This is a genomic window from Maribacter sp. 4U21 (genome assembly GCF_002742365.1).
In the GTDB taxonomy this organism is placed as follows: Bacteria; Bacteroidota; Bacteroidia; order Flavobacteriales; family Flavobacteriaceae; genus Maribacter.
In genome coordinates this window covers 15732-37229 of the sequence record NZ_MDGN01000026.1, presented here as the reverse complement: position 1 = coordinate 37229, position 21498 = coordinate 15732, and the positions used below count along the sequence as shown (strand labels likewise).

14 protein-coding genes and 2 tRNA genes are annotated in these 21498 nt (G+C 39.6%); 9 read left to right on the top strand and 7 right to left on the bottom strand.

Features of this window, described 5'->3' with window-relative positions; translation table 11 throughout:
- Positions 1-91: ATP-binding protein (locus BFP77_RS17100; RefSeq protein ID WP_218963455.1), on the top strand; the 91-nt coding region annotated here is incomplete at its 5' end.
- 401 nt (positions 92-492) lie between these two features.
- Here BFP77_RS17100 and BFP77_RS04870 read toward each other — a convergent pair.
- From BFP77_RS04870 to BFP77_RS04860, 3 genes are all read right to left on the bottom strand, one after another.
- Positions 493-567 (bottom strand) — tRNA-Pro (locus BFP77_RS04870).
- Between the two features lie 40 nt (positions 568-607).
- Positions 608-696 (bottom strand) — tRNA-Ser (locus BFP77_RS04865).
- 110 nt (positions 697-806) lie between these two features.
- Complete coding sequence (locus BFP77_RS04860) at positions 807-2843, bottom strand: HD family phosphohydrolase (RefSeq protein WP_099572936.1); 2037 nt, start codon at positions 2841-2843, stop codon at positions 807-809.
- Positions 2844-2967: 124 nt separating this feature from the next.
- Here BFP77_RS04860 and BFP77_RS04855 point away from each other — a divergent pair, with 124 nt between their 5' ends.
- Entirely contained in the window at positions 2968-4143 is a 1176-nt protein-coding gene (locus BFP77_RS04855) for an acetyl-CoA C-acyltransferase (RefSeq protein ID WP_099572935.1), read from the top strand.
- A 17-nt stretch (positions 4144-4160) separates the two neighbouring features.
- A complete protein-coding gene (locus tag BFP77_RS04850; protein WP_099572934.1) occupies positions 4161-4910 on the top strand; it encodes a C40 family peptidase in 750 nt (249 codons plus the stop codon).
- A gap of 45 nt (positions 4911-4955) precedes the next feature.
- Here the strand turns inward: BFP77_RS04850 and BFP77_RS04845 are convergent, their stop codons facing one another.
- Positions 4956-6218 carry a tetratricopeptide repeat protein gene (locus BFP77_RS04845; RefSeq protein WP_099572933.1) on the bottom strand — a complete coding sequence of 421 codons (1263 nt, stop codon included), beginning with the start codon at positions 6216-6218 and terminating at the stop codon, positions 4956-4958.
- Positions 6219-6249: 31 nt separating this feature from the next.
- The gene (gyrA, locus tag BFP77_RS04840; RefSeq protein ID WP_099572932.1) at positions 6250-8787 is read right to left on the bottom strand and encodes a DNA gyrase subunit A; all 2538 of its coding nucleotides are present in this window, start codon (positions 8785-8787) and stop codon (positions 6250-6252) included.
- A 256-nt stretch (positions 8788-9043) separates the two neighbouring features.
- Between gyrA and BFP77_RS04835 the strand changes: the two genes are divergently transcribed.
- Both BFP77_RS04835 and BFP77_RS04830 read left to right on the top strand, forming a co-directional pair.
- The gene (locus tag BFP77_RS04835) at positions 9044-11599 is read left to right on the top strand and encodes an ATP-dependent Clp protease ATP-binding subunit (RefSeq protein WP_099572931.1); all 2556 of its coding nucleotides are present in this window, start codon (positions 9044-9046) and stop codon (positions 11597-11599) included.
- Positions 11600-11796: 197 nt separating this feature from the next.
- Positions 11797-12198, top strand: coding sequence for an STAS/SEC14 domain-containing protein (locus tag BFP77_RS04830; protein WP_099572930.1), 402 nt, complete (start codon positions 11797-11799; stop codon positions 12196-12198).
- Position 12199: 1 nt separating this feature from the next.
- Here the strand turns inward: BFP77_RS04830 and BFP77_RS04825 are convergent, their stop codons facing one another.
- Positions 12200-13744, bottom strand: coding sequence for an NAD(P)H-hydrate dehydratase (locus tag BFP77_RS04825; RefSeq protein WP_099572929.1), 1545 nt, complete (start codon positions 13742-13744; stop codon positions 12200-12202).
- A gap of 260 nt (positions 13745-14004) precedes the next feature.
- Between BFP77_RS04825 and thrA the strand changes: the two genes are divergently transcribed.
- From thrA to thrC, 3 genes are read left to right on the top strand one after another with little or no spacing between them, the layout of a single operon-like run.
- Positions 14005-16446, top strand: coding sequence for a bifunctional aspartate kinase/homoserine dehydrogenase I (gene thrA, locus BFP77_RS04820; RefSeq protein WP_099572939.1), 2442 nt, complete (start codon positions 14005-14007; stop codon positions 16444-16446).
- Positions 16447-16450: 4 nt separating this feature from the next.
- A complete protein-coding gene (locus BFP77_RS04815) occupies positions 16451-17374 on the top strand; it encodes a homoserine kinase (protein ID WP_099572928.1) in 924 nt (307 codons plus the stop codon).
- Positions 17374-18669 carry a threonine synthase gene (thrC, locus tag BFP77_RS04810; protein ID WP_099572927.1) on the top strand — a complete coding sequence of 432 codons (1296 nt, stop codon included), beginning with the start codon at positions 17374-17376 and terminating at the stop codon, positions 18667-18669. Before BFP77_RS04815 ends, thrC begins: the two co-directional genes overlap by 1 nt.
- Here thrC and BFP77_RS04805 read toward each other — a convergent pair.
- Positions 18666-20282, bottom strand: a complete 1617-nt coding sequence (locus BFP77_RS04805; RefSeq protein ID WP_099572926.1) for an aminopeptidase P N-terminal domain-containing protein — start codon at positions 20280-20282, stop codon at positions 18666-18668. The two genes, thrC and BFP77_RS04805, sit on opposite strands and share 4 nt — an antisense overlap.
- 129 nt (positions 20283-20411) lie before the next feature.
- Between BFP77_RS04805 and gcvT the strand changes: the two genes are divergently transcribed.
- Positions 20412-21497, top strand: a complete 1086-nt coding sequence (gene gcvT / locus BFP77_RS04800; RefSeq protein WP_099572925.1) for a glycine cleavage system aminomethyltransferase GcvT — start codon at positions 20412-20414, stop codon at positions 21495-21497.
- Position 21498: the final 1 nt, after the last annotated feature.

Here is a 21498-nt window from a genome sequence, read left to right as displayed (position 1 = left end):
CGATGCTATTTTAGATAGACTCGTTCACACAGCACAAAGAATCGATATAAAGGGAGAATCAATGCGAAAAAAACTAAAAAATAAACAGTAAATTTAACTACAAAGGAATCGACTTTGAGCACTTAGTTTGCTATGCTCACTTTCATCCGGCGCACGTGGTTCACTTTGACAGGCTCATCCAATACGAGCATAGATCATTAAGTTTTCGGTTTCCCTTTCGAGTTTTCTTGTAATGAAGACGACTAATAATCTGCTGTTTTCTAACATGTTACATAGCTTTAAATTAGTAAATGAATAGTAAAAAACACGAGGTCAAATACCTTCAAAAGCTACTTCAATGTACAAAAAATACTGTGGTGTCCAATTCCCGAATCCCACACCAGCGAGGTGTTTTCAGGTGGTAATATGTGGTTTCATCTGATACCCCTAAAACATAAAACGTTGCAAATCAGGTGATTTGCAACGTCATGCAACTATATGAAAATAGTTAAGTCGGGGTGGCAGGATTCGAACCTGCGACCTCCGCGTCCCAAACGCGGCGCGATAACCGGGCTACGCTACACCCCGAAAATGGTTATCTTAAATATCTGTCCCTCACAGAATTTAGCGGAGAGACAGGGATTCGAACCCTGGGTACCCTTGTTAGGGTACGACGATTTAGCAAACCGCTCCTTTCGGCCACTCAGGCACCTCTCCTAATTTAGTATTGTAATGAACATCACTCCAAAGCGGTTGCAAATGTACATTTTTACCGCACAATAAAGCAACTATTTTTATAGTTTTTTCAAAAAAAATATATCAAAGTTTTACACGGGATACTCCACCCTTAGATGATAGATGTTCGTTAGCTTTTGCTTGAAGACTTTTTTAATCATTTCAATTTCCTTGAACGTTATATTGGCATTCAAAAACTGATTGGCATTCATTTGACCCGCAATAATCTTGTCTACAAATTCATCAATGATTAAAAAGGTTGGGTCTTTAAGGCTTTTAGAAGCGGCTTCAACAGAGTCTGCCATCATTAGAATAGCCGTTTCTTTAGAAAAGGGAAGGGGTCCAGGATATCTAAAATTAGCTTCGTCCACATCTATTTCCAAATCTTTTTGAAGTTTGTAGAAATAATATACCAAGGTAGTACCGTGATGTGAGCGTATAAAGTCAATGACCCTGTCCGGTAGCTTATTTTTTCTAGCTAATTCTATTCCATTAATCACATGGTCTATAATAATTTTAGCGCTTTCACTTGGGCTTATCTCATCATGAGGGTTTACATTGGTAATCTGATTTTCCGAGAAATACGTAGGGTTATTCATCTTGCCAATGTCATGATATAGGGCCCCGACTCTTACAAGCATGGCATTTGCTCCTATTTTGTTAGCAGCGGCTTCTGCAAGGTTTGCCACTTGTAGCGAATGATTAAAAGTTCCTGGAGCCTTATTGGAAAGCTCTTTGAGTAATTTGGAATTGGTATCCGAAAGTTCTAGCAGGGAAACGTCAGAAACTAGCCCAAAGACCTTTTCGTAAATATAAATCAATGGTTGCACAAAGAGCGTTATCATTCCATTCAAAAGGAATAGACCAAGTGTAAACCATTCTATATTGCCTAGATTTCCCTCATGTATGACATGAAAGGCGAGATAGGCTACACTATAGATTAAGGTTATCTGACCCACGGAGACAAAAAGATTGGCTCGTTTATACAGTTCCGAAACGGTAAGTATCGTTACAATGCCAGCAATAATCTGTAGAAAAATATATTCAAAGCTATTCGGTACTACAAAACCCAAAATAAGCACTGTTAAGACATGAACAAATAAGCCAAGGCGAGCGTCAAAAAATGTCTTTAATATTAAGGGCAAAATACACAATGGCATAACGAATACAAGGGCGTCGTTATATTTAACGACCATAGTGGTTACAAAAACTAAAAGTAGAATATTAAAAATTATGAAGGTAATCTTAGTATTATTGTTGTAGACTTCCTTCCTGTATTTCTTCAGAAATAAAAATAACATCATCAAAACCAAGGCCACTAAAACCGTATATCCTATTAGGATGTAATAGTAATTACTCGCTGTCCACAGTTCAGATTCATATTCTGAACGTAAGGAATCTAGGACCTTCAGGTTTTCCCCTTCAACCACTTCTCCCTTGGCTATAATTAGTTTTCCCTCGTCTACGGTTCCTCTTGTATAGGATATTTTGGATAAGGCATCCTCCCTTGATTTTCTTGAAAGTTCCTCGTCAAAGGAAACATTCGGCGTCATAAGGTCGAAAAAAAGCGACTCAAATTCTTTCTCGAAACCCGAAAAACCACGATCACTTAAAACAGACCGGATGAGATTATTGATTTCATTTAAACCATAAAATTCAGAAGTATCTGTCTGCGTAGCCTGATTGTTCCTTACCAGAAATAAGCTATTGCCGTTAATCTTATTTTGTGTATTATTTAAGATGCCATTTTTATAAATGGAATCAAGAATAACTTTCCCCATATTCTTCAGTCGCAATTTAGTAGAATTCCTCAATTCATTTCCGGCTACGAGTTCATCAAAACTATTATTGTACTTAGCTTCAATATCATCTACTATTTTTTGATCGTATCTGAAGTACTGGGGTTGATTCTTTTCAATTTCCTGCCTTTCTAGTTTTAGCTCCTCCTCTGATTTCTTGATGGAAAAATCAAATGGTGCATATAAATTTTCAAACTGCCAGGGCTTCCCTTTTTGAAATTCGTACTTGAACTTACCGCCTTTTGGAAAAAAGAACACTATGAAACCAACAGCCAAAATATAGAGGAAGTACTTATAGATAAGCGACTGTTTTTTATATAGGTTCTCCAAAAGGTATTTTTAACTATGAATAATTCAAAAATAGAAAAATATAAACTGATAAACAGGAAATGGTTACATTACCATTAGGTTGCATCATAATTTAGTAATTTCGCTTTATTAACAAATTTGATTTATGAAAGAGGTAGTTATCGTTTCCGCAGTTCGAACACCAATTGGTAGTTTCATGGGTGCTTTATCCTCCGTTCCCGCAACCAAATTAGGTGCTGCGGCCATCAGCGGAGCTCTAGAAAAAATTAAGCTCGACCCCAAGTTGGTCGATGAAGTACTCATGGGCAACGTAGTGCAAGCTGGCACAGGCCAAGCTCCTGCCAGACAGGCTGCAATCTTTGCAGGAATTCCTGATACCGTTCCCTGCTCAACAATTAATAAAGTTTGTGCTTCTGGAATGAAAACGGTCATGCAGGCCGTGCAATCCATAAAACTGGGGGACGCCTCAATAATCGTTGCAGGTGGAATGGAGAACATGAGTATGATACCCCATTACGTTCACATGAGAAACGGCACTAAATTTGGTCCCGCTTCACTAATAGACGGTATGCAAAAAGACGGTTTGGTAGATGTATACGACCAAAACGCTATGGGAGTATGTGCAGATGCATGTGCTGAAAAATACGAATTCTCAAGAGCTGAACAGGATGATTTTGCGATACAATCGTACAAAAGGTCGGCTACAGCTTGGGAAAAAGGTAACTTCAAAAATGAAGTTGTTCCCGTAACCGTGCCTCAGCGCCGGGGGGAACCCTTAGTCATAACTGAAGATGAAGAGTACAAGAATGTAAAGCTAGAAAAGATTCCAAACCTGAGACCCGCATTCTCAAAAGATGGTACGGTCACCGCCGCCAATGCTTCCACCATTAACGATGGCGCCGCCGCATTGGTTCTCATGAGTGCTGAAAAGGCCAAGGAATTGGGCATAACACCTATAGCAAAAATTACAGGATATGCGGATGCCGCGCAGGAACCAAAATGGTTTACCACTGCTCCCGCTAAAGCCCTGCCTAAAGCCCTAGCGAATGCAAAAGTTGACCTAAATGAGGTGGACTATTTTGAATTTAACGAAGCTTTTTCCGTAGTTGGTTTGGCCAACATGAAAATACTTGGTTTAAAGGATGGCAATGTAAATGTTAACGGTGGTGCCGTTTCCTTGGGCCACCCCCTTGGTTGCTCCGGAGCAAGAATTCTAGTGACACTATTGAATGTTCTTGAACAGAATAATGGAAAAATAGGAGCTGCAGCTATCTGCAACGGTGGCGGAGGAGCTTCTGCAGTAATCTTGGAAAGAAATTAATTCCTGCAAAAGCATCCATGCAATACGGTATTTGTCCTTTAAGCACTGTTCCTGTTAAGATTTCACCTGAAGAATCCTCGGAGATGCTCTCTCAACTTCTGTTTGGAGAACACTTTAAGGTTTTGGAATCCCGGAAATATTGGTCTAAGATTAGAGTCTCTTTCGATAAAACCGAAGGGTGGATTTTAAATAGGCAATTGGCTTTCATTACTGAGGAGGAGTATCATCAAATCGACAACTCACCATGCAGTTATACGGCCGATTTAATATCTTATGTCGAAAATAGAAATCAACTTTTAATACCGATTCTACTAGGCTCTTCTATAACCGATTCTACTACTCTTGACATAAAATTTGAAGGAAACGCCGTTAAATCAACACAGAACAAGGCCCAGCTCATAAAGACGGCCTTGTTATATCTTAATTCACCAGAGTTGCATGGCGGTAGAACACCTTTTGGCATCGATGCATCAGGTTTTACCCAAATGGTTTATAGAATTAACGGGTACGACTTATTGAGGACAGCGGTAGACCAAGCTGCCCAAGGAGACGCTTTGAGTTTTGTTGAAGAGAGTGAAGCCGGCGATCTGGCATTTTTTGACAATTCTAATGGTATTATTGACCATGTAGGTATCATCATGGACAACAATTATATTATTCATGTAAACGGTATGGTAAGGATTGATCGCCTGGACCATACCGGTATATTTAACAACGACTTAAGAAACTATACGCACAAGCTAAGGGTTATCAAAAAAATCATATAAAAAAACCCTCCAAAGAGGGCCTTCTTGTATGATGAAAGAAGATTACTACTCTCCCAATAATTTCTTTACTCTCATAAAGTTTTCGTTATCACCCATGGCGCCATAAATGTTCTTTAATTGGGTAAGTACGCCTTGATTATCTGGATTAGTTTTTAAAGCCTGCTCCAATACAGTAGCGCCCTCCATGAACAAATCGTCCTTTTTCGTTTTCAGTTCCTCATACCTCGCTATATCTGCACGAGAATTTCCTAGTGAGTTCATCTCATCAATCAAACCATTTCCTTCGTTTACATAGGTTGTGGACAAATTTAAATAAGCATTGGTATAACCGGGATTAAGCTCTAAAGCCTTTTTGTAGGAAGTCCTAGCCGCCTCAAAATCTCCCTGCTCCATGTTAATTACACCAACATTATAGTGCAAGTCTGGATTATCCGGCGCCACCGCTATGGCTTCTGCCATCAAAGACTTAAACTTCTCCTTATCACCCATCTTAAAATAAAGATTAGCTTCATTAAGAATTAGGTTTACATCATTTGGATCGTTTGCTCTTGCGGCCTTGTAAGCTTCGAGTGCCTTATCATCTTGACCTAGTTGCGTGTAAATCAAAGCCGTGTTCTTTACGATTTCGGCAGTTTTTGAAGGAGTTTTTTCATCCAACGGCTCTTTATAGGTACCGGACTTTACCATCAAATCTCGCTGCACCTTATCCATCTCCTCAACTTCTCCAGTAGCGGTATTCGTAGCCTTGTACACTATGGCACTACCATCATAACCTACTTCCTGTAGCTCATTATAATATTTTAAGGCATCTTCATAATGACCACCGTTTACGGCACTGCTTGCCGCATAATATAGATAAGAAGTATCCTTAGGACTTATTTTATAACTCATATACAACTTTTCCGCTGCCTCCTTAAACTTCTTATTCCCGTTGTCGGTCACTGCTGAGTTTACTAAATCCGCTGTCAAACTCGCTATATACTTATTTGTTTCTGCCGTGTATTTTTCTTTTCCCATTTGGGTTTCAATTTCCAAAACTTTTTGGAATGATTCTACAGCGGGTTCAAAAGCAGTATTATCTCCCTTTTTAGCCAAATCACTATAAACCTTACCTCTAGTAAAATAATATTGGGCTTGTAATTTTTCATCAGCACCGGAAATTAATCCAGAGGCTGCCTCTAAAGAAGTTTTGGCGGTAGCCGTATCTCCACCCTTTAGCGCTTTTTCCGCAGCTTTTATTTCATTTTTCTGAGCAAACCCGATCATAGTAAACGATAGGCCCACTACCATTAAAATTCTATTTTTCATTTTTAGTATATTAATTATTAGTGTTTAAATTTTAAGATTCTGTTTCTTCGGTATCACCATTATCAATTCCCGTGCCATCTTCCTCAGTAGTCACATCAATGTCCCTTAGTTCCACTTCATCCAGCTCCTCGTCATCCTTCATCACTTTGGCTACGGCGGCAATGGAATCATCTCCTTTTATGTTGATCAACTTAACTCCTTGAGTTGCCCGTCCCATTACCCTTAAATCTTCAACACTCATACGTATGGCGATGCCCGATTTATTGATGATCATTAAGTCATCTGAGTCCGTTACGTTTTTAATGGCTACGAGATTTCCTGTTTTATCCGTAATACTGATGGTCTTGACTCCTTTACCTCCCCTGTTCGTAATACGATAATCTTCGATGCTAGAACGTTTTCCATAACCGTTTTCCGACACTACTAAAAGTTCGTCTTCAAAATTATGAACGGAAACCATTCCTATTACTTCATCATTATCGCTGGCCAGTGTAATACCTCTTACACCAGAGGCATTCCTACCCATGGGTCTTGTTTTACTTTCCTCGAAACGAATGGCCTTACCAGATTTAAGTCCTAAGAATATTTGGCTGGTACCCGTAGTCAGTTTAGCTTCTAGAAGTTCATCACCTTCCCTTATCGTAATGGCGTTGATACCATTCTGTCTAGGCCTAGAATACTGCTCTAAGGAAGTTTTCTTGACCGTACCTTTCTTGGTAGCCATAATTACATAATGACTGTTCACGTACTCCTCATCCTTCAAATCCTGGGTACAGATAAATGCCTTAACCATATCGTCCTGTTCAATGTTGATAAGGTTTTGTATGGCCCTTCCTTTTGATGTTCTGCTACCTTCGGGTATTTCAAAAACTCGCATCCAAAAACATTTTCCTTTTTGCGTAAAGAACAACATGTATTGATGATTTGTTCCTACGAAAAGATGCTCCAAGAAATCTTCGTTTCTTGTAGAGGATGCTTTCTGACCTACACCTCCCCTGTTCTGGGTTTTATATTCGGTAAGCGGTGTTCTTTTTATGTAGCCTAATCGAGAAATCGTAATTACAACCTGCTCGTTAGGAATCATATCTTCCATGCTCAAGTCTCCACCGGCAAAGTTAATCTCAGAACGACGCTCATCACCATACTTATCTTTTACTTCCTGCAACTCGTCTTTGATGATCTGCATTCTGCGTTCTTTCTTTTCCAGAATATCCTTTAAATCTGCTATGGTCTTGACGATTTCGTCATACTCGGACCTTAGTTTGTCTTGCTCCAGTCCTGTTAGCTGACGTAAGCGCATTTCTACGATGGCTTTGGCCTGAATTTCTGTCAACTTAAAGCGTTCCATCAAATTTTCACGAGCTTCATCCGCATTGGACGAGGCCCTGATTATGGCAATTACCTCATCAATATTATCGGAAGCAATGATGAGACCTTCCAGTATATGTGCACGGTCTTCAGCCTTCTTAAGCTCAAATTTTGTACGCCTTACCACTACTTCATGACGATGTTCCACGAAATAATGAATCATCTCCTTTACGTTCAGCAATTGAGGTCTTCCGTTAACCAAGGCAATATTATTGACGCTGAAAGAGGTCTGTAGCGCGGTATACTTATATAGCGTGTTTAAAACGATGTTAGGAATGGCATCTCTCTTTAAAATGTAAACGATGCGCATACCATTACGGTCAGATTCATCTCTTATCGTAGATATCCCTTCTATCTTTTTATCATTAATCAAGTCCGCCGTTTTCTTGATCATATCGGCCTTATTCACCTGATATGGTATTTCCGATACTATAATGCATTCTCTACCTTGAACCTCTTCAAAAGTAGCTTTGGCACGCATCATTACACGTCCTCTTCCTGTATGGAAAGCTTCTTTTACGCCATCATAACCATAAATGATACCACCGGTAGGGAAATCCGGCGCTTTAATATGGGTAATCAGTTCGTCTATTTCTATATCGTTATTATCAATATAGGCCATGGTGCCATCTACAACTTCCGAAAGGTTGTGTGGCGGCATATTAGTGGCCATACCTACGGCAATACCCGAGGCCCCGTTTACAAGAAGATTTGGAATTCTAGCAGGTAGCACGGTAGGCTCCTGTAGAGAATCATCGAAATTCAACTGATGATCCACCGTATCCTTGTCAATATCTGCCAACATGTCGTCGGCTATCTTACGCATACGCGCTTCCGTGTAACGCATGGCCGCAGGGCTGTCCCCATCTATAGATCCAAAGTTACCCTGGCCATCAATTAACATGTACCGAAGACTCCACTCCTGGGCCATCCTTACCATAGTATCGTATACGGAAGTATCTCCGTGCGGGTGATACTTACCCAAAACCTCACCAACTATACGCGCAGATTTCTTGTGAGAACTACTGCTCCTAACCCCTAGTTCGTACATCCCGAACAATACGCGCCTATGAACAGGTTTTAGTCCGTCCCTGACATCTGGCAGGGCTCGTGACACAATGACCGACATTGAATAATCAATGTAGGCAGATTTCATTTCCTCTTCTATGTTAATAGGAATTAATTTTTCACCTTCCGCCATTTTAAAATCTTATGTTTTTTAATTAGTAAAAAAGCATGACAATTTACGTAAAATCGATGCCTTCCAAGAACAACCAAGGGTATTTATTAAAATATTTATTAACACTTTACTAAGTAATAATAGTTAATAATTATACGTTGAAATACTTTGATCCGGTTCTCTTTTCTATCATTTAGAACAACTTTAACGAATATAGGTACGGTATTTGCCAATGATTGGAGGAGATTTAGTAATTTTATAGTTGATAATATATTTTATGGATGATAATTTTTCGCCTAGAGTAAAGGATGTTATAGCATATAGCAAAGAGGAAGCATTACGCCTTGGTCATGATTTCATAGGTACCGAGCACCTAATGCTGGGGCTTTTGAGAGATGGAAATGGCAAAGCGATAAGTATACTCGATGCTTTGTCCGTTGATTTGGACCACCTAAGGAGAAAAGTAGAAATACTTAGCCCTTCAAATCCAAATGCTACAGCCGTACAAAAAGATAAGAAGAACTTACATTTAACGAGACAGGCAGAACGAGCGCTGAAAACAACTTTTTTAGAAGCAAAACTTTTTCAGAGTTCCTCCATTAATACCGCACATTTATTACTGTGCATTCTGCGCAACGAGAATGACCCTACTACAAAACTTCTTCATAAGCTAAAAGTTGATTATGATAGTGTTAAGGAGCAATTTAAATTTATGATAACGAGTGATGACGATATGGTAGACGGTCCTACCGCTGAATCTTTCCCTAGCGACTCAGAAGAAACCAATGAAGGTAAAGAAAATACTTTTGGTTCTACTTCTAGCCAGAAAGGTGCTAAAAAATCCAAAACCCCTGTTTTGGACAATTTTGGTAGGGACCTCACACAAATGGCAGAGGAAAATAGATTGGATCCCGTTGTGGGAAGGGAAAAAGAAATTGAGCGGGTGTCTCAAATCCTAAGTAGAAGAAAGAAAAACAATCCGCTACTTATTGGGGAACCAGGTGTGGGTAAGAGTGCTATCGCGGAAGGTCTTGCTTTACGTATTATCGATAAGAAAGTATCTAGAATATTATACAACAAAAGAGTAGTAACGCTAGATTTGGCTTCTTTGGTTGCAGGCACAAAATACCGCGGTCAGTTTGAGGAGCGTATGAAGGCTGTTATGAACGAGTTGGAGAAAAATGATGACGTTATACTTTTTATTGACGAAATCCATACCATAGTCGGCGCTGGTGGAGCCACAGGTAGCCTTGATGCTTCCAATATGTTTAAACCAGCACTAGCTCGTGGTGAAATCCAATGTATCGGAGCAACGACACTTGACGAGTACAGACAATATATTGAAAAAGATGGGGCGCTAGAAAGAAGGTTCCAAAAAGTGATTGTAGAACCTACTACGGTAGAGGAAACCATTGAAATACTTCATAATATTAAAGGTAAGTACGAAGACCATCATAATGTTAGTTATACAGACGAAGCTATAGAAGCTTGTGTAAAACTTACAAACCGTTACATGACGGACAGGTTTCTTCCGGACAAGGCCATCGATGCCTTAGATGAAGCTGGTTCTCGTGTTCATATCGTAAATATGGACGTTCCTAAACAAATCTTGGAACTGGAGAAAAAGCTAGAAGACGTAAGGGAACTCAAAAATTCTGTTGTTAAAAAGCAGAAATACGAAGAAGCGGCAAAGCTAAGGGATGACGAAAAGAGTCTTGAAAAAGATTTAGCGATTGCTCAAGAAAGATGGGAGGACGATAGTAAACTGAACAAAGAGACCGTTACAGAGGATAATGTGGCCGATGTAGTTTCCATGATGAGCGGTATTCCCGTAAACAGAATTGCACAAACGGAGAGTAACAAGCTATCCGAATTACCTGCTTTGATCAAATCGAACGTAATAGGTCAGGACGAAGCCGTTTCAAAGGTATCCAAAGCTATACAACGTAATAGAGCTGGCCTAAAAGACCCCAACAAGCCTATTGGATCCTTTATCTTCTTAGGACAAACGGGTGTGGGTAAAACGCAGCTGGCAAAGGTAATGGCAAAAGAGCTATTCGATTCCGAAGACGCACTTATACGTATAGATATGAGTGAATATATGGAGAAATTCGCCATTTCCAGATTGGTTGGTGCTCCTCCGGGATACGTAGGTTATGAGGAAGGCGGACAATTAACGGAGAAAGTACGTAGAAAACCGTATTCCGTTATCTTATTGGATGAAGTAGAAAAAGCGCATCCAGATGTCTTTAATATGCTCTTGCAAGTATTGGATGATGGTTATTTAACGGATAGTTTAGGTAGAAAAATCGATTTCAGGAATACAATCATTATAATGACAAGTAACATTGGTGCCCGCCAGCTTAAGGATTTTGGACAGGGCGTAGGTTTTGGAACATCGGCTAAGAAAGAACAGGAAAGCGCACACCAGAAAGGTGTAATAGAGAATGCGCTTAAAAAGGCATTTGCTCCAGAATTTTTGAACCGGATTGACGATGTCATTGTTTTCAATGCTTTAGAAAGAGAACATATTCATCAAATTATAGACATTGAATTATCCAAGTTGTTCAAAAGAATCAATGATATAGGTTACGACTTAAACCTTACCGAAGCAGCGAAGGACTATATTGCCGAAAAAGGTTTTGATAAGCAATATGGGGCAAGGCCATTGAAAAGAGCAATTCAAAAATACATTGAAGATGCTCTAGCGGAAGAGATTGTCAACTCCAAACTCGAGGAAGGTGATAGTATTTTTATGGACCTTGACAAGAAGAATGAGGAACTGACCATAAAAATCAAAAAAGCTGAAAAATCCTCTAAAAAACAGGATTAACAAAGCTATAGGTACTACAAAAGAGCCCAATACGGGCTCTTTTTTTAGTCTATTATTTTTCATTTCGTAAGAATTGATTCACAAACCAATTGCAGTATTAGCAGTACGAACGATATTTGAGCTTTTAATCTAATATTTTATCGGAAAGCGTTTGATACTTCTACTTTCGTCCCAGACACACTATAATACACAAGGCAATGAGCGTTGGATCGGCGAAGAAAAAAGTAATCGTAAGAGAGTATCAATTAGAAATAGGTAAAGTTCAGGTTTTTGACAATTACATGGTTTCAATTTTTGATGAAGGTGCTACCCTAACATTAGAAAGAGCTTATCAGATAATTGGTATTTCGGAAATACATTTCAGGAATAAGAGTTTTGGATTTATTAGTCTACGTAAAAACTCTTACGCTATAGATCCCACCATTTACAACTACCTAAAAGAACTAGAAAACTTAAAAGCATTCGCCATAGTCTCGGTCAAAGAGATAGACATGCATAATTTTAAGATTGAAAAGCTGTTTTACAAAAAGCCGATGAAATTCTTTATCGAATACGAGAACGCTTTAAAATGGGTAAAGCGTAGGGTTAAATCTAAATAAGCTACTCTGAAGATTCTTCAGTTCCTTGCGTCTGATTCTCAGGTACTTTAAAGAGGTCAAGATAAGCAAGCCCCAAATTATCAATTATATCGGAAGCTATCAAGGCCTGATAAGCTTTAGTCTCAATGGCCAAGTCACCGGACTTACCGTGTAAGTAAACTCCAAAAATTGCGGCATGTAATGGGTCATAACCCTGCGCGATGAGTCCAGCAATAACTCCTGTAAGAACATCTCCACTGCCTGCGGTTGCCATGCCGGGATTCCCCGTTGTGTTTACATAACCCTTTTTGTTGAAAACGGTAATGGTATGGGCTCCTTTGACAACTAAAATACAGTTGTACTTTTCAGAGAATAATTTTGCTTTTTCAAGTTTATCAAAATCATCTTTCCATGCTCCAATTAAACGCTCTAGTTCTTTCGGATGCGGTGTAAGGACGGTTTTCGGTGGTAACAATTTTAAAAGTGATTTCTTAGATGCAAGAATATTCAAGGCATCGGCATCAATAACTAAGGGTAATTGGTTGATTTTTAAGAACTCGGTGAACGCATCTACAGTCTTTTGCGCTGTACCCATACCTACACCAATTCCAATAACTGATGGTGAAATGTCAAAACTGATTTTGGATATGGATTGTTCTTCATCGGTTATAACCATGGCTTCCGGTAGTGCGGTTTGCAAGCTTTCATAACCACATTGAGGGATATACGCAGTTACTAATCCACTTCCTATTACCAAAGTAGCCCTTGAAGCTAGTTGCATCGCTCCCACTTTGCCGTAACTTCCCCCAATTATAAGTGCGTGGCCGTAGGTGCCTTTGTGCGAAAACTTTTTTCTAGGGATGTACATGGGTAGTACCTCATTTTTCCCTATTAATTCGTAATCGGTTTCTTCACTCATTAAAAATTCCGCATCCAGACCTATATCCAAAACCTCCCATTGTTCTACAAAAACTCCTGTTTCCGGTAAAAAGAATACGAGCTTTGGTGTTTGAAAACTTAGGACATAATTTGCCTTTACTACTGCTTCCTTATGCTCGGGAACTCTATCTGCGTAAAGTCCAGAAGGTATATCCACAGAAAGAATAAAGGCTTGCGAGGCGTGTAAATGGGCAATTAATTTGACAACCCAATCGGCAGGGGGCCTATTAATACCTATACCGAATATCGCATCTACTATAATATCATCTCTACCAATTTCAGGAAACTCACAGTCAGAATCCATAAAATTTGGCCATATTTTTCTATCCTTTAGCCTATCTAGGTTTATCAAAAAATCCTTAGAACGTTTTTCGCTATAATTAACGACATTTACAGCGATATTATAGCCATGTTCTTGAAGGTGCCTTGCTAGCGCAATTCCGTCACCGCCGTTGTTTCCTATACCACAGAATAAATGTATTTTAACCGGTGCTCCTTGCATGCGTAAATGCATCCAGTTAAAAATCTGTATTGCAGCTCTTTCCATCAGCTCTTCTGTACCAATTTGTTGTTTCTCCGTTGTGAATTTATCAGCAGAATAGATTTGTTTTGAGGTAAAAAGCTTCATTTTTTAGTTTTAGTTGGGTAAAATTAACGATTCGGTAAAAATTTGTGGAATCATTTGATTAGCTCATCAAATGTACTACTTTTGGTTTTTAAATTTTATAATGTACTTCGCAATCACAGGCCTTGAATTCGATTTCTCTAGACTAATTATTCTTTCTAGCACGACTTTGGTATATGGCACCCCTATGGGGTAAAAGCTACTATTTTCCGTCTCCCATTCAAACACACTCAGCGTTTTTAAGAAGTCAATATTCCATTCAAATGAAAGTATTAAAGTTTGGCGGCTCTTCAGTTGCCAGCCCTGAAAACATAATAAAGATCAAAGATATCATCTCTCGATATGATGATAGAACAATCATTGTAGTCTCCGCCTTTGGGGGCGTTACAGATGATTTGATAGCAGCTGGGAAATTAGCTGAAAATCAGGATGATTCCTATAAAAAAATCTTAGAAAAAATTGAAATCCGGCATTTGGCCGCGATCAAAGCGCTATTGCCAATTGAAGAGCAAAGTAAAGTCTTAAGTAGTGTTAAAAAGGAGCTTAATGTTCTAGAAACGCTATTGGACGGTGCTTTTTCCATTGGAGAACTAACGCACAAACTCTCCGACAAAATAGTTTCATACGGAGAATTGTTATCCTCTTTTATCATAAGTGAATATCTTATAAGTCAAGGAATTAACTGCGCATATAAAGATAGTAGAGACCTTATCATAACTACAAATAGAAACGATAGAATAACGGTAAACACTGAGAAAACAACTGCAAACTGTAGGGCTTATTTTGGTGATTCTACGCATGAGGTAATCGTTTGCCCAGGTTTTATTTCTAAATCAGAAAATGGAGATGCTACGACCTTGGGAAGAGGCGGTTCTGATTATACGGCAGCTTTATATGCGGCAGCTATAGATGCCGAAATATTAGAAATTTGGACGGACGTTAGTGGCATGTATACCGCAAATCCAAAAATGGTAAAACAAGCTAAGCCCATTGCTCATATATCCTATGAGGAAGCCATGGAACTATCTCATTTTGGAGCTAAGGTATTGTACCCCCCGACCATACAACCTGTATTGTCCAAAGGTATTTCTATACGCATAAAGAATACATTTCTCCCGGAGGCCGAGGGAACCTTAATCACAAAATCCAAGAACGAAAAAGGCAAGACCGTTCGAGGAATAAGCCACATAAGCAATATGGCTCTATTGTCTTTGGAAGGTCCTGGAATGGTTGGTATTCCAGGTATATCCAAACAGTTTTTTGAAGTACTGTCACAGGCCAATATAAGTGTGGTCCTCATCACACAGGCTTCTTCGGAGCATTCTATCTGTATAGGAATTTCGGCGGATGATGTAAGCAAAGCGGTGGCTATCGTGAATGAGGCTTTTGCCTTTCAGATAGAAAGAGGCCGTATAAAACCAGTTATTCCCGAAACAAATTTGGCCATTGTTGCCCTAGTGGGGGACAATATGAAGAATCATCAGGGGCTTAGCGGTAAAATGTTCAGTACACTTGGGAGAAACAACGTAAACATTAGGGTTATCGCCCAAGGAGCATCGGAGAAAAATATCTCATGTGTTATCGAGGGGAAGGACGTTAAGAAAGCATTGAATGCCTTGCACGAAGAATTTTTTGAAGAGAATATTAAGCAGTTGAATCTCTTTGTCATGGGAGTTGGTAATGTAGGCGCTAAGTTCTTAAACCAAGTCAGGCAACAAAAAAAGTATTTAAAGGAGAACTTAAAACTCAACATAAGGGTCATAGGTATCTCCAATTCTAGAACAATGGTTTTTAATGAGAACGGCATTTCATTAAAAAACTGGGAAACGGAATTGGCGAATGGGGAACAAGCGAATAAATCCACGTTTTTTGATACAGTGAATACATTTAACTATAGGAATAGCATTTTTGTAGATAATACCGCTAGTAATGAAATAGCCAGCACATATGATATGTATTTAGGAAATAGTATTTCTGTAGTGACCTGTAATAAAATTGCTTGTTCTTCGGAGTATGAAAATTATAACCATCTAAAAGAATTGGCGCGTACTTATAACGCTCCGTTCTTATTCGAGACCAATGTTGGGGCGGGACTTCCAATTATAGATACTTTAAAACACTTGATAGTTTCTGGAGATAAAATTCAAAAAATACAGGCGGTGCTTTCTGGAAGCCTAAACTTTGTATTCAACAATTTTAATGATACTACGACCCTTCATGATATTGTGAAACAAGCTCAGGAAGAGGGATATACGGAGCCCGATCCAAAAATAGATTTAAGTGGTATAGACGTTATGCGAAAAATTCTGATTCTTGCTCGCGAAAGTGGCTATCGACTGGAAATATCAGATATAATGAACGAATCCTTCCTTCCCAAAGAGAGTTTGAACGCCGACAACAATGAGGATTTTTTCACCTCGCTAAAGAAACACGAAGCAGATTTTCAGAAAATGTACAATGAGGCTGCCACCAAAGGAGCCAAACTTAAATACGTAGCACAATTTGAAGATGGAAAAGCTAGCGTGGGGCTTCAACAAATTCCTAAGGGTCACGATTTTTATAACTTGGAAGGTAGTGACAATATAGTCCTATTTTACACGGAAAGATATCCAGACCAGCCCATGATCATTAAAGGTGCTGGCGCCGGAGCAGATGTTACGGCATCCGGTATATTTGCAGATATTATTAGAATCGGTAATTTCTAAAAAAATGGAATCGATAAAAGTATTTTGCCCGGCCACCATTGCTAATATCTCTTGTGGATTTGATGTTCTAGGCACGGCCTTAGATGCCGTTGGTGATGAAATGATCGTTCGTAAAACCAATCAAAAAGGAGTACGTATTACAAAATTGGAAGGTCAAGAACTCCCCTTGGAAACCCTTCAAAATGTGGCCGGTGTTGCTGGCTTGGCGTTCTTAACAGCCAGTGATTATACTGGTGGTTTCGATATAGAGATTTACAAAAAAATTAAGGCGGGTAGCGGAATAGGCAGTAGTGCCGCTAGTTCGGCCGGAGCGGTTTGGGCAATGAACACATTGCTAGGCAATCCCTTTACAACATTAGAACTGGTAAAGTTTGCTATGGAGGGTGAGCGGTTGGCAAGTGGTGTCGCCCATGCCGATAATGTTGCCCCTGCGCTGTACGGAGGTTTTACACTTGTGCGAAGTTACAACCCCTTAGACGTCATAGAAATTCCAAGTCCCAAGGAACTGTACGCCACGGTAATACATCCTCAAATAGAAATAAAGACCTCAGACTCTAGAAAAATTTTAAAAACGACCCTAAGTCTTGAGGACGGTATTAAGCAATGGGGTAACTTGGGTGGACTGATTGCTGGTCTCTTCAAGGAAGACTATGCATTAATAGGACGTTCCTTGGAAGACCATATCGTTGAACCCATACGTTCCATACTAATTCCCGGCTTTGACACCATCAAAGCAATTTCCATTGAAAATGCTGCTTTAGGTTGTGGTATTTCGGGCTCGGGTCCATCTATTTTTTCCTTTAGCAAAGGTGAGGAGAATGCCAAAAATGTTGCACAGGCAATGCGGGAGGTGTATGACAAAATCGGGATAGATTATGACGTTCATATATCAAAAATCAATAGGGAAGGAATTAAGGTGATAGCATAATGAAATATTATAGTTTACATAAAGAAGCTCCGGAAGTTACCTTTGAAGAAGCCGTAGTTAATGGAATTGCCCCTGATCGTGGCTTATATTTTCCAGAAAGTATAACTCCCTTACCCGACTCCTTCTTCAAACATATCCAAGATTTATCCGACCAAGAAATAGCATTTAATGCCATACATCAATTCGTAAGTGAGGTCATCCCCAATGAAAAATTGAAGGAAATTCTTGACAATGTGCTTGATTTTGAATTCCCGTTGGTTGAAATCGAAGAAAATGTGGCGGCCTTAGAATTATTTCATGGTCCCACAATGGCTTTTAAAGATGTTGGTGCACGCTTTATGGCCAATTGTCTTGGATACTTCTCAAAAGAAAATAATAATGATGTAACTGTTTTAGTAGCAACATCCGGAGATACCGGAGGAGCTGTAGCAAATGGATTTTTAGGCGTAAAGGGTGTTAAGGTTGTAATTCTTTACCCTAGCGGGAAAGTGAGCGATATTCAAGAAAGACAGCTCACTACTTTAGGACAGAACATTACCGCCCTTGAAGTTGACGGTACCTTTGACGACTGTCAAAAAATGGTTAAAACCGCCTTCTTAGACCAACAACTTTTAGAACATATGCAACTGACCTCCGCCAATTCAATTAACGTAGCGCGTTGGTTACCGCAGTTATTCTATTTTTTGTTCGCTTACAAACAAGCCAAGTCAAAGGGTAAAGAAATTGTTTTTTCTGTACCTAGCGGGAATTTTGGTAATATCTGTGCCGGCATTGTAGCTCAAAAACTGGGAATGCCGGTAAAACACTTTGTTGCGGCAACAAATATCAATGACACGGTTCCGGAATTCATGAAGACAGGAAACTATAATCCAAAACCTTCTTCCGCGACCATATCTAACGCCATGGATGTGGGCGATCCCAGTAATTTTATCCGTATACGTCATTTGTTCCAGAATGATTTAGCACTATTAAGAAGGCACCTCTCCTCCTACTCTTTTGACGATACCAGAACGAGAGAGGCACTATTGAAAATTTATAAAGAGACAGGATATGTTGCTGACCCCCATGGGGCAGTGGGCTATTTGGGTCTTAAAAAGTATCTAGATAATTTCCCTGATACGTACGGTATCTTTCTAGAAACGGCGCATCCGGTTAAATTTTTGGATGTAGTTGAAGAAACTGTGTCCAAGAAATTAGAAATTCCGGTACAGATTAAAAAAGTAATGGATAAAGAAAAAGAATCTATATCTATTAGCTCTTACGAACAACTAAAACAATTCCTATTAAATCCTTAATCCAAAGCCGGTAATTTAAAATCATCTAGTGGACTTGGCTGTTTCATCATTTCCTCTATGGCAGCCGTAGTTCGGGGAGCCATAGCGGAAAGATTAACAGGTCCGTCAGCAGTAATTAGTATATCATCTTCTATACGTACCGCAATGCCCCACCATTTCTTATCGCAATCACTTCCTTCCGGGATATAGATTCCGGGCTCAACGGTTATGACCGTATTTGGCTTAAAAGGACCGTAAGTTCCCTTGTCATGAACATCAAGACCTAAATAATGCGAAGTCCCATGTGGAAAGTACGTTCTGGCTTCACTAGCTTCTTTTATAATGCCTAATTTAAGTAGGCCATTGGTAACTACTTCACTGGAGGCCTTACCCGGGGCTTGAAAAGGAGCTCCCACTACACTCGCTCTAATCCCCGCTTCCTGTGCGTCATACACAATATCATAAATTTGTTTTTGCGCCTTAGTAAACTTTCCGTTCGCTGGTATGGTACGGGTAACATCAGCGGTGTACCCGTGGTATTCCGCACCCAAATCCATCAGTACCAAATCATCCCCGACTTTAGTTTTATTATTTTCAATATAATGTAAAATACAGCCGTTATTTCCGCCGCCTACTATTGAAGGGTAGCCCTCGTATTCCGCTCCGTATTTTTTATATACATATTCATGCACCCCTTGTATCTCTGTCTCTGACATATTGGGATGCATCGCTTTCATAACCTCTATCTGCCCCACTGTGGATATTTCAATAGCCTTTTTCAAAAGCACCATCTCTTCCTCCGTTTTCGTTTCTCGTAAAGTGCTCATAATTTCTGAAATGATAGAAGAATCCAGATTGCTAGACTTCTGCACCACCAGAACTTTCTCCTTAATTTCATCTCTTAGACTTTCATCCGCAGCATCTACATAACCGCTTAATAACTTATCCTCTTTTAAATCTGAATAGTAGTTCAAATACCTCCCTAAAGTTTGTGCAACGTTAGCGCTGTTTTCAACTGATGTTGATGTTATCATAGTGTATAACTGCTGCTTTTTTGCATCGTAGTCCGCAGGGTAATTTGACTTCGTCTTAAACGTCTTGATCAAATCGAATAAATCTTCCTTTCCATCCTTATCCCTATAATCATTTTTAAAATCGAAAAAGGATACCTTGTCAAATGAAGTAAAATCCACCGGAATAGAGGAAAATTGGCTACCGTTAAAAGCCATTTCGAAACCAAGTTGTTCTTTGGTTCCGGCCACCCCGAGCCTTTTACCGTTCCATTGTTCTGCTTTAGGGTCTCGCTCTTGAACATAAATAAGTTCATTAAATGTAAAGTCGTCAACACCCGTTTGCATTTCGGAAAACAGAACCAAAACAGCATTGGGCTCCTTGTACCCGGTCAAGTAATAGAAGTCAGGGTCTTGGTGATAAACATAATCCACATCATTGGCCCTATTTCGCTCTGCATTGGCAAAGAGAACCAAGGCGCTATTGGGCGGCATCATTTCACGAACTTGCTCCCTACGCTGCTTATGGAAATTAGCAGAAAGAAAGTCTTTGGGCGTGTCCTGCCCTTGTATTTGGGTTGCAAACAATAAGAGGAACACCGGAACTATAATATTTTTAAACATGGCTATATTTTGGATTTCAAAATACTGCTTTTAAATAAATAATCTTTTATAATTATCAAGAAACATACTATTTACCAAGAGGGGGTTTACCTAAATAATTCTATAAATTTGCATAAATTAAAAATTAACATGAAAAACACAGCTCTTTCCAAAACTCATGAGTCCCTTGGTGCAAAAATGGTGCCTTTTGCCGGTTATAACATGCCTGTTTCTTATGAAGGTGTAAACGCCGAACATGAAACCGTACGCAAAGGTGTTGGTGTTTTTGATGTTTCGCATATGGGCGAGTTCCTGATATCAGGACCCCAAGCGCTAAACCTCATTCAGAAGGTTACATCTAATGACGCTTCCAAACTCACTATTGGCAGGGCCCAGTATAGCTGTCTGCCTAATGAGACTGGCGGAATTGTAGATGATCTCATCGTCTATAAAATTAAAGAAGAGCAATATTTACTGGTGGTAAATGCCTCGAATATTGAAAAGGACTGGAACCACATATCAAAATATAATACGGAATTCAACGCTGACATGCGTGATATTTCGGAAGATTACTCGCTACTGGCCATTCAAGGACCAAAAGCGGTTGAAGCAATGCAGTCCTTATCCTCGGTGGATTTGGCAGAAATCAAATTTTACAATTTCAAAGTGGCGGATTTTGCCGGTGTAGAACATGTAATCATTTCAGCAACGGGATATACGGGTTCTGGTGGTTTTGAAATTTACTGTAAGAATACTGATGTAAAGCAAATTTGGGACAAGGTGTTTGAAGTTGGTGCCGAGTTCGGGATAAAGCCGATAGGACTAGCAGCGCGGGACACCCTACGCTTGGAAATGGGATACTGCCTATACGGAAATGACATAAATGATACTACTTCGCCCTTTGAGGCGGGACTCGGTTGGATTACCAAATTCACGAAGGATTTTGTAAATAGCGAGGCACTTGCCAAAGAAAAAGCGCATGGCCCAGAGTGCAAGTTAATCGCTTTTGAATTGGACGAAAGAGGAATTCCACGTCATGACTATGATATTGTTGACGGACAAGGAAAAAAAATCGGTATGGTCACTTCGGGTACCATGTCCCCGTCATTGGGTAAAGGTATCGGTTTGGGTTATGTACCAACTGTCTTTTCTGAAATCGGCAGTAAAATTAAGATACAGATACGAAAAAAGGCTGTTCCGGCTACAGTCATTAAATTACCTTTTTATAAAAGTTAGA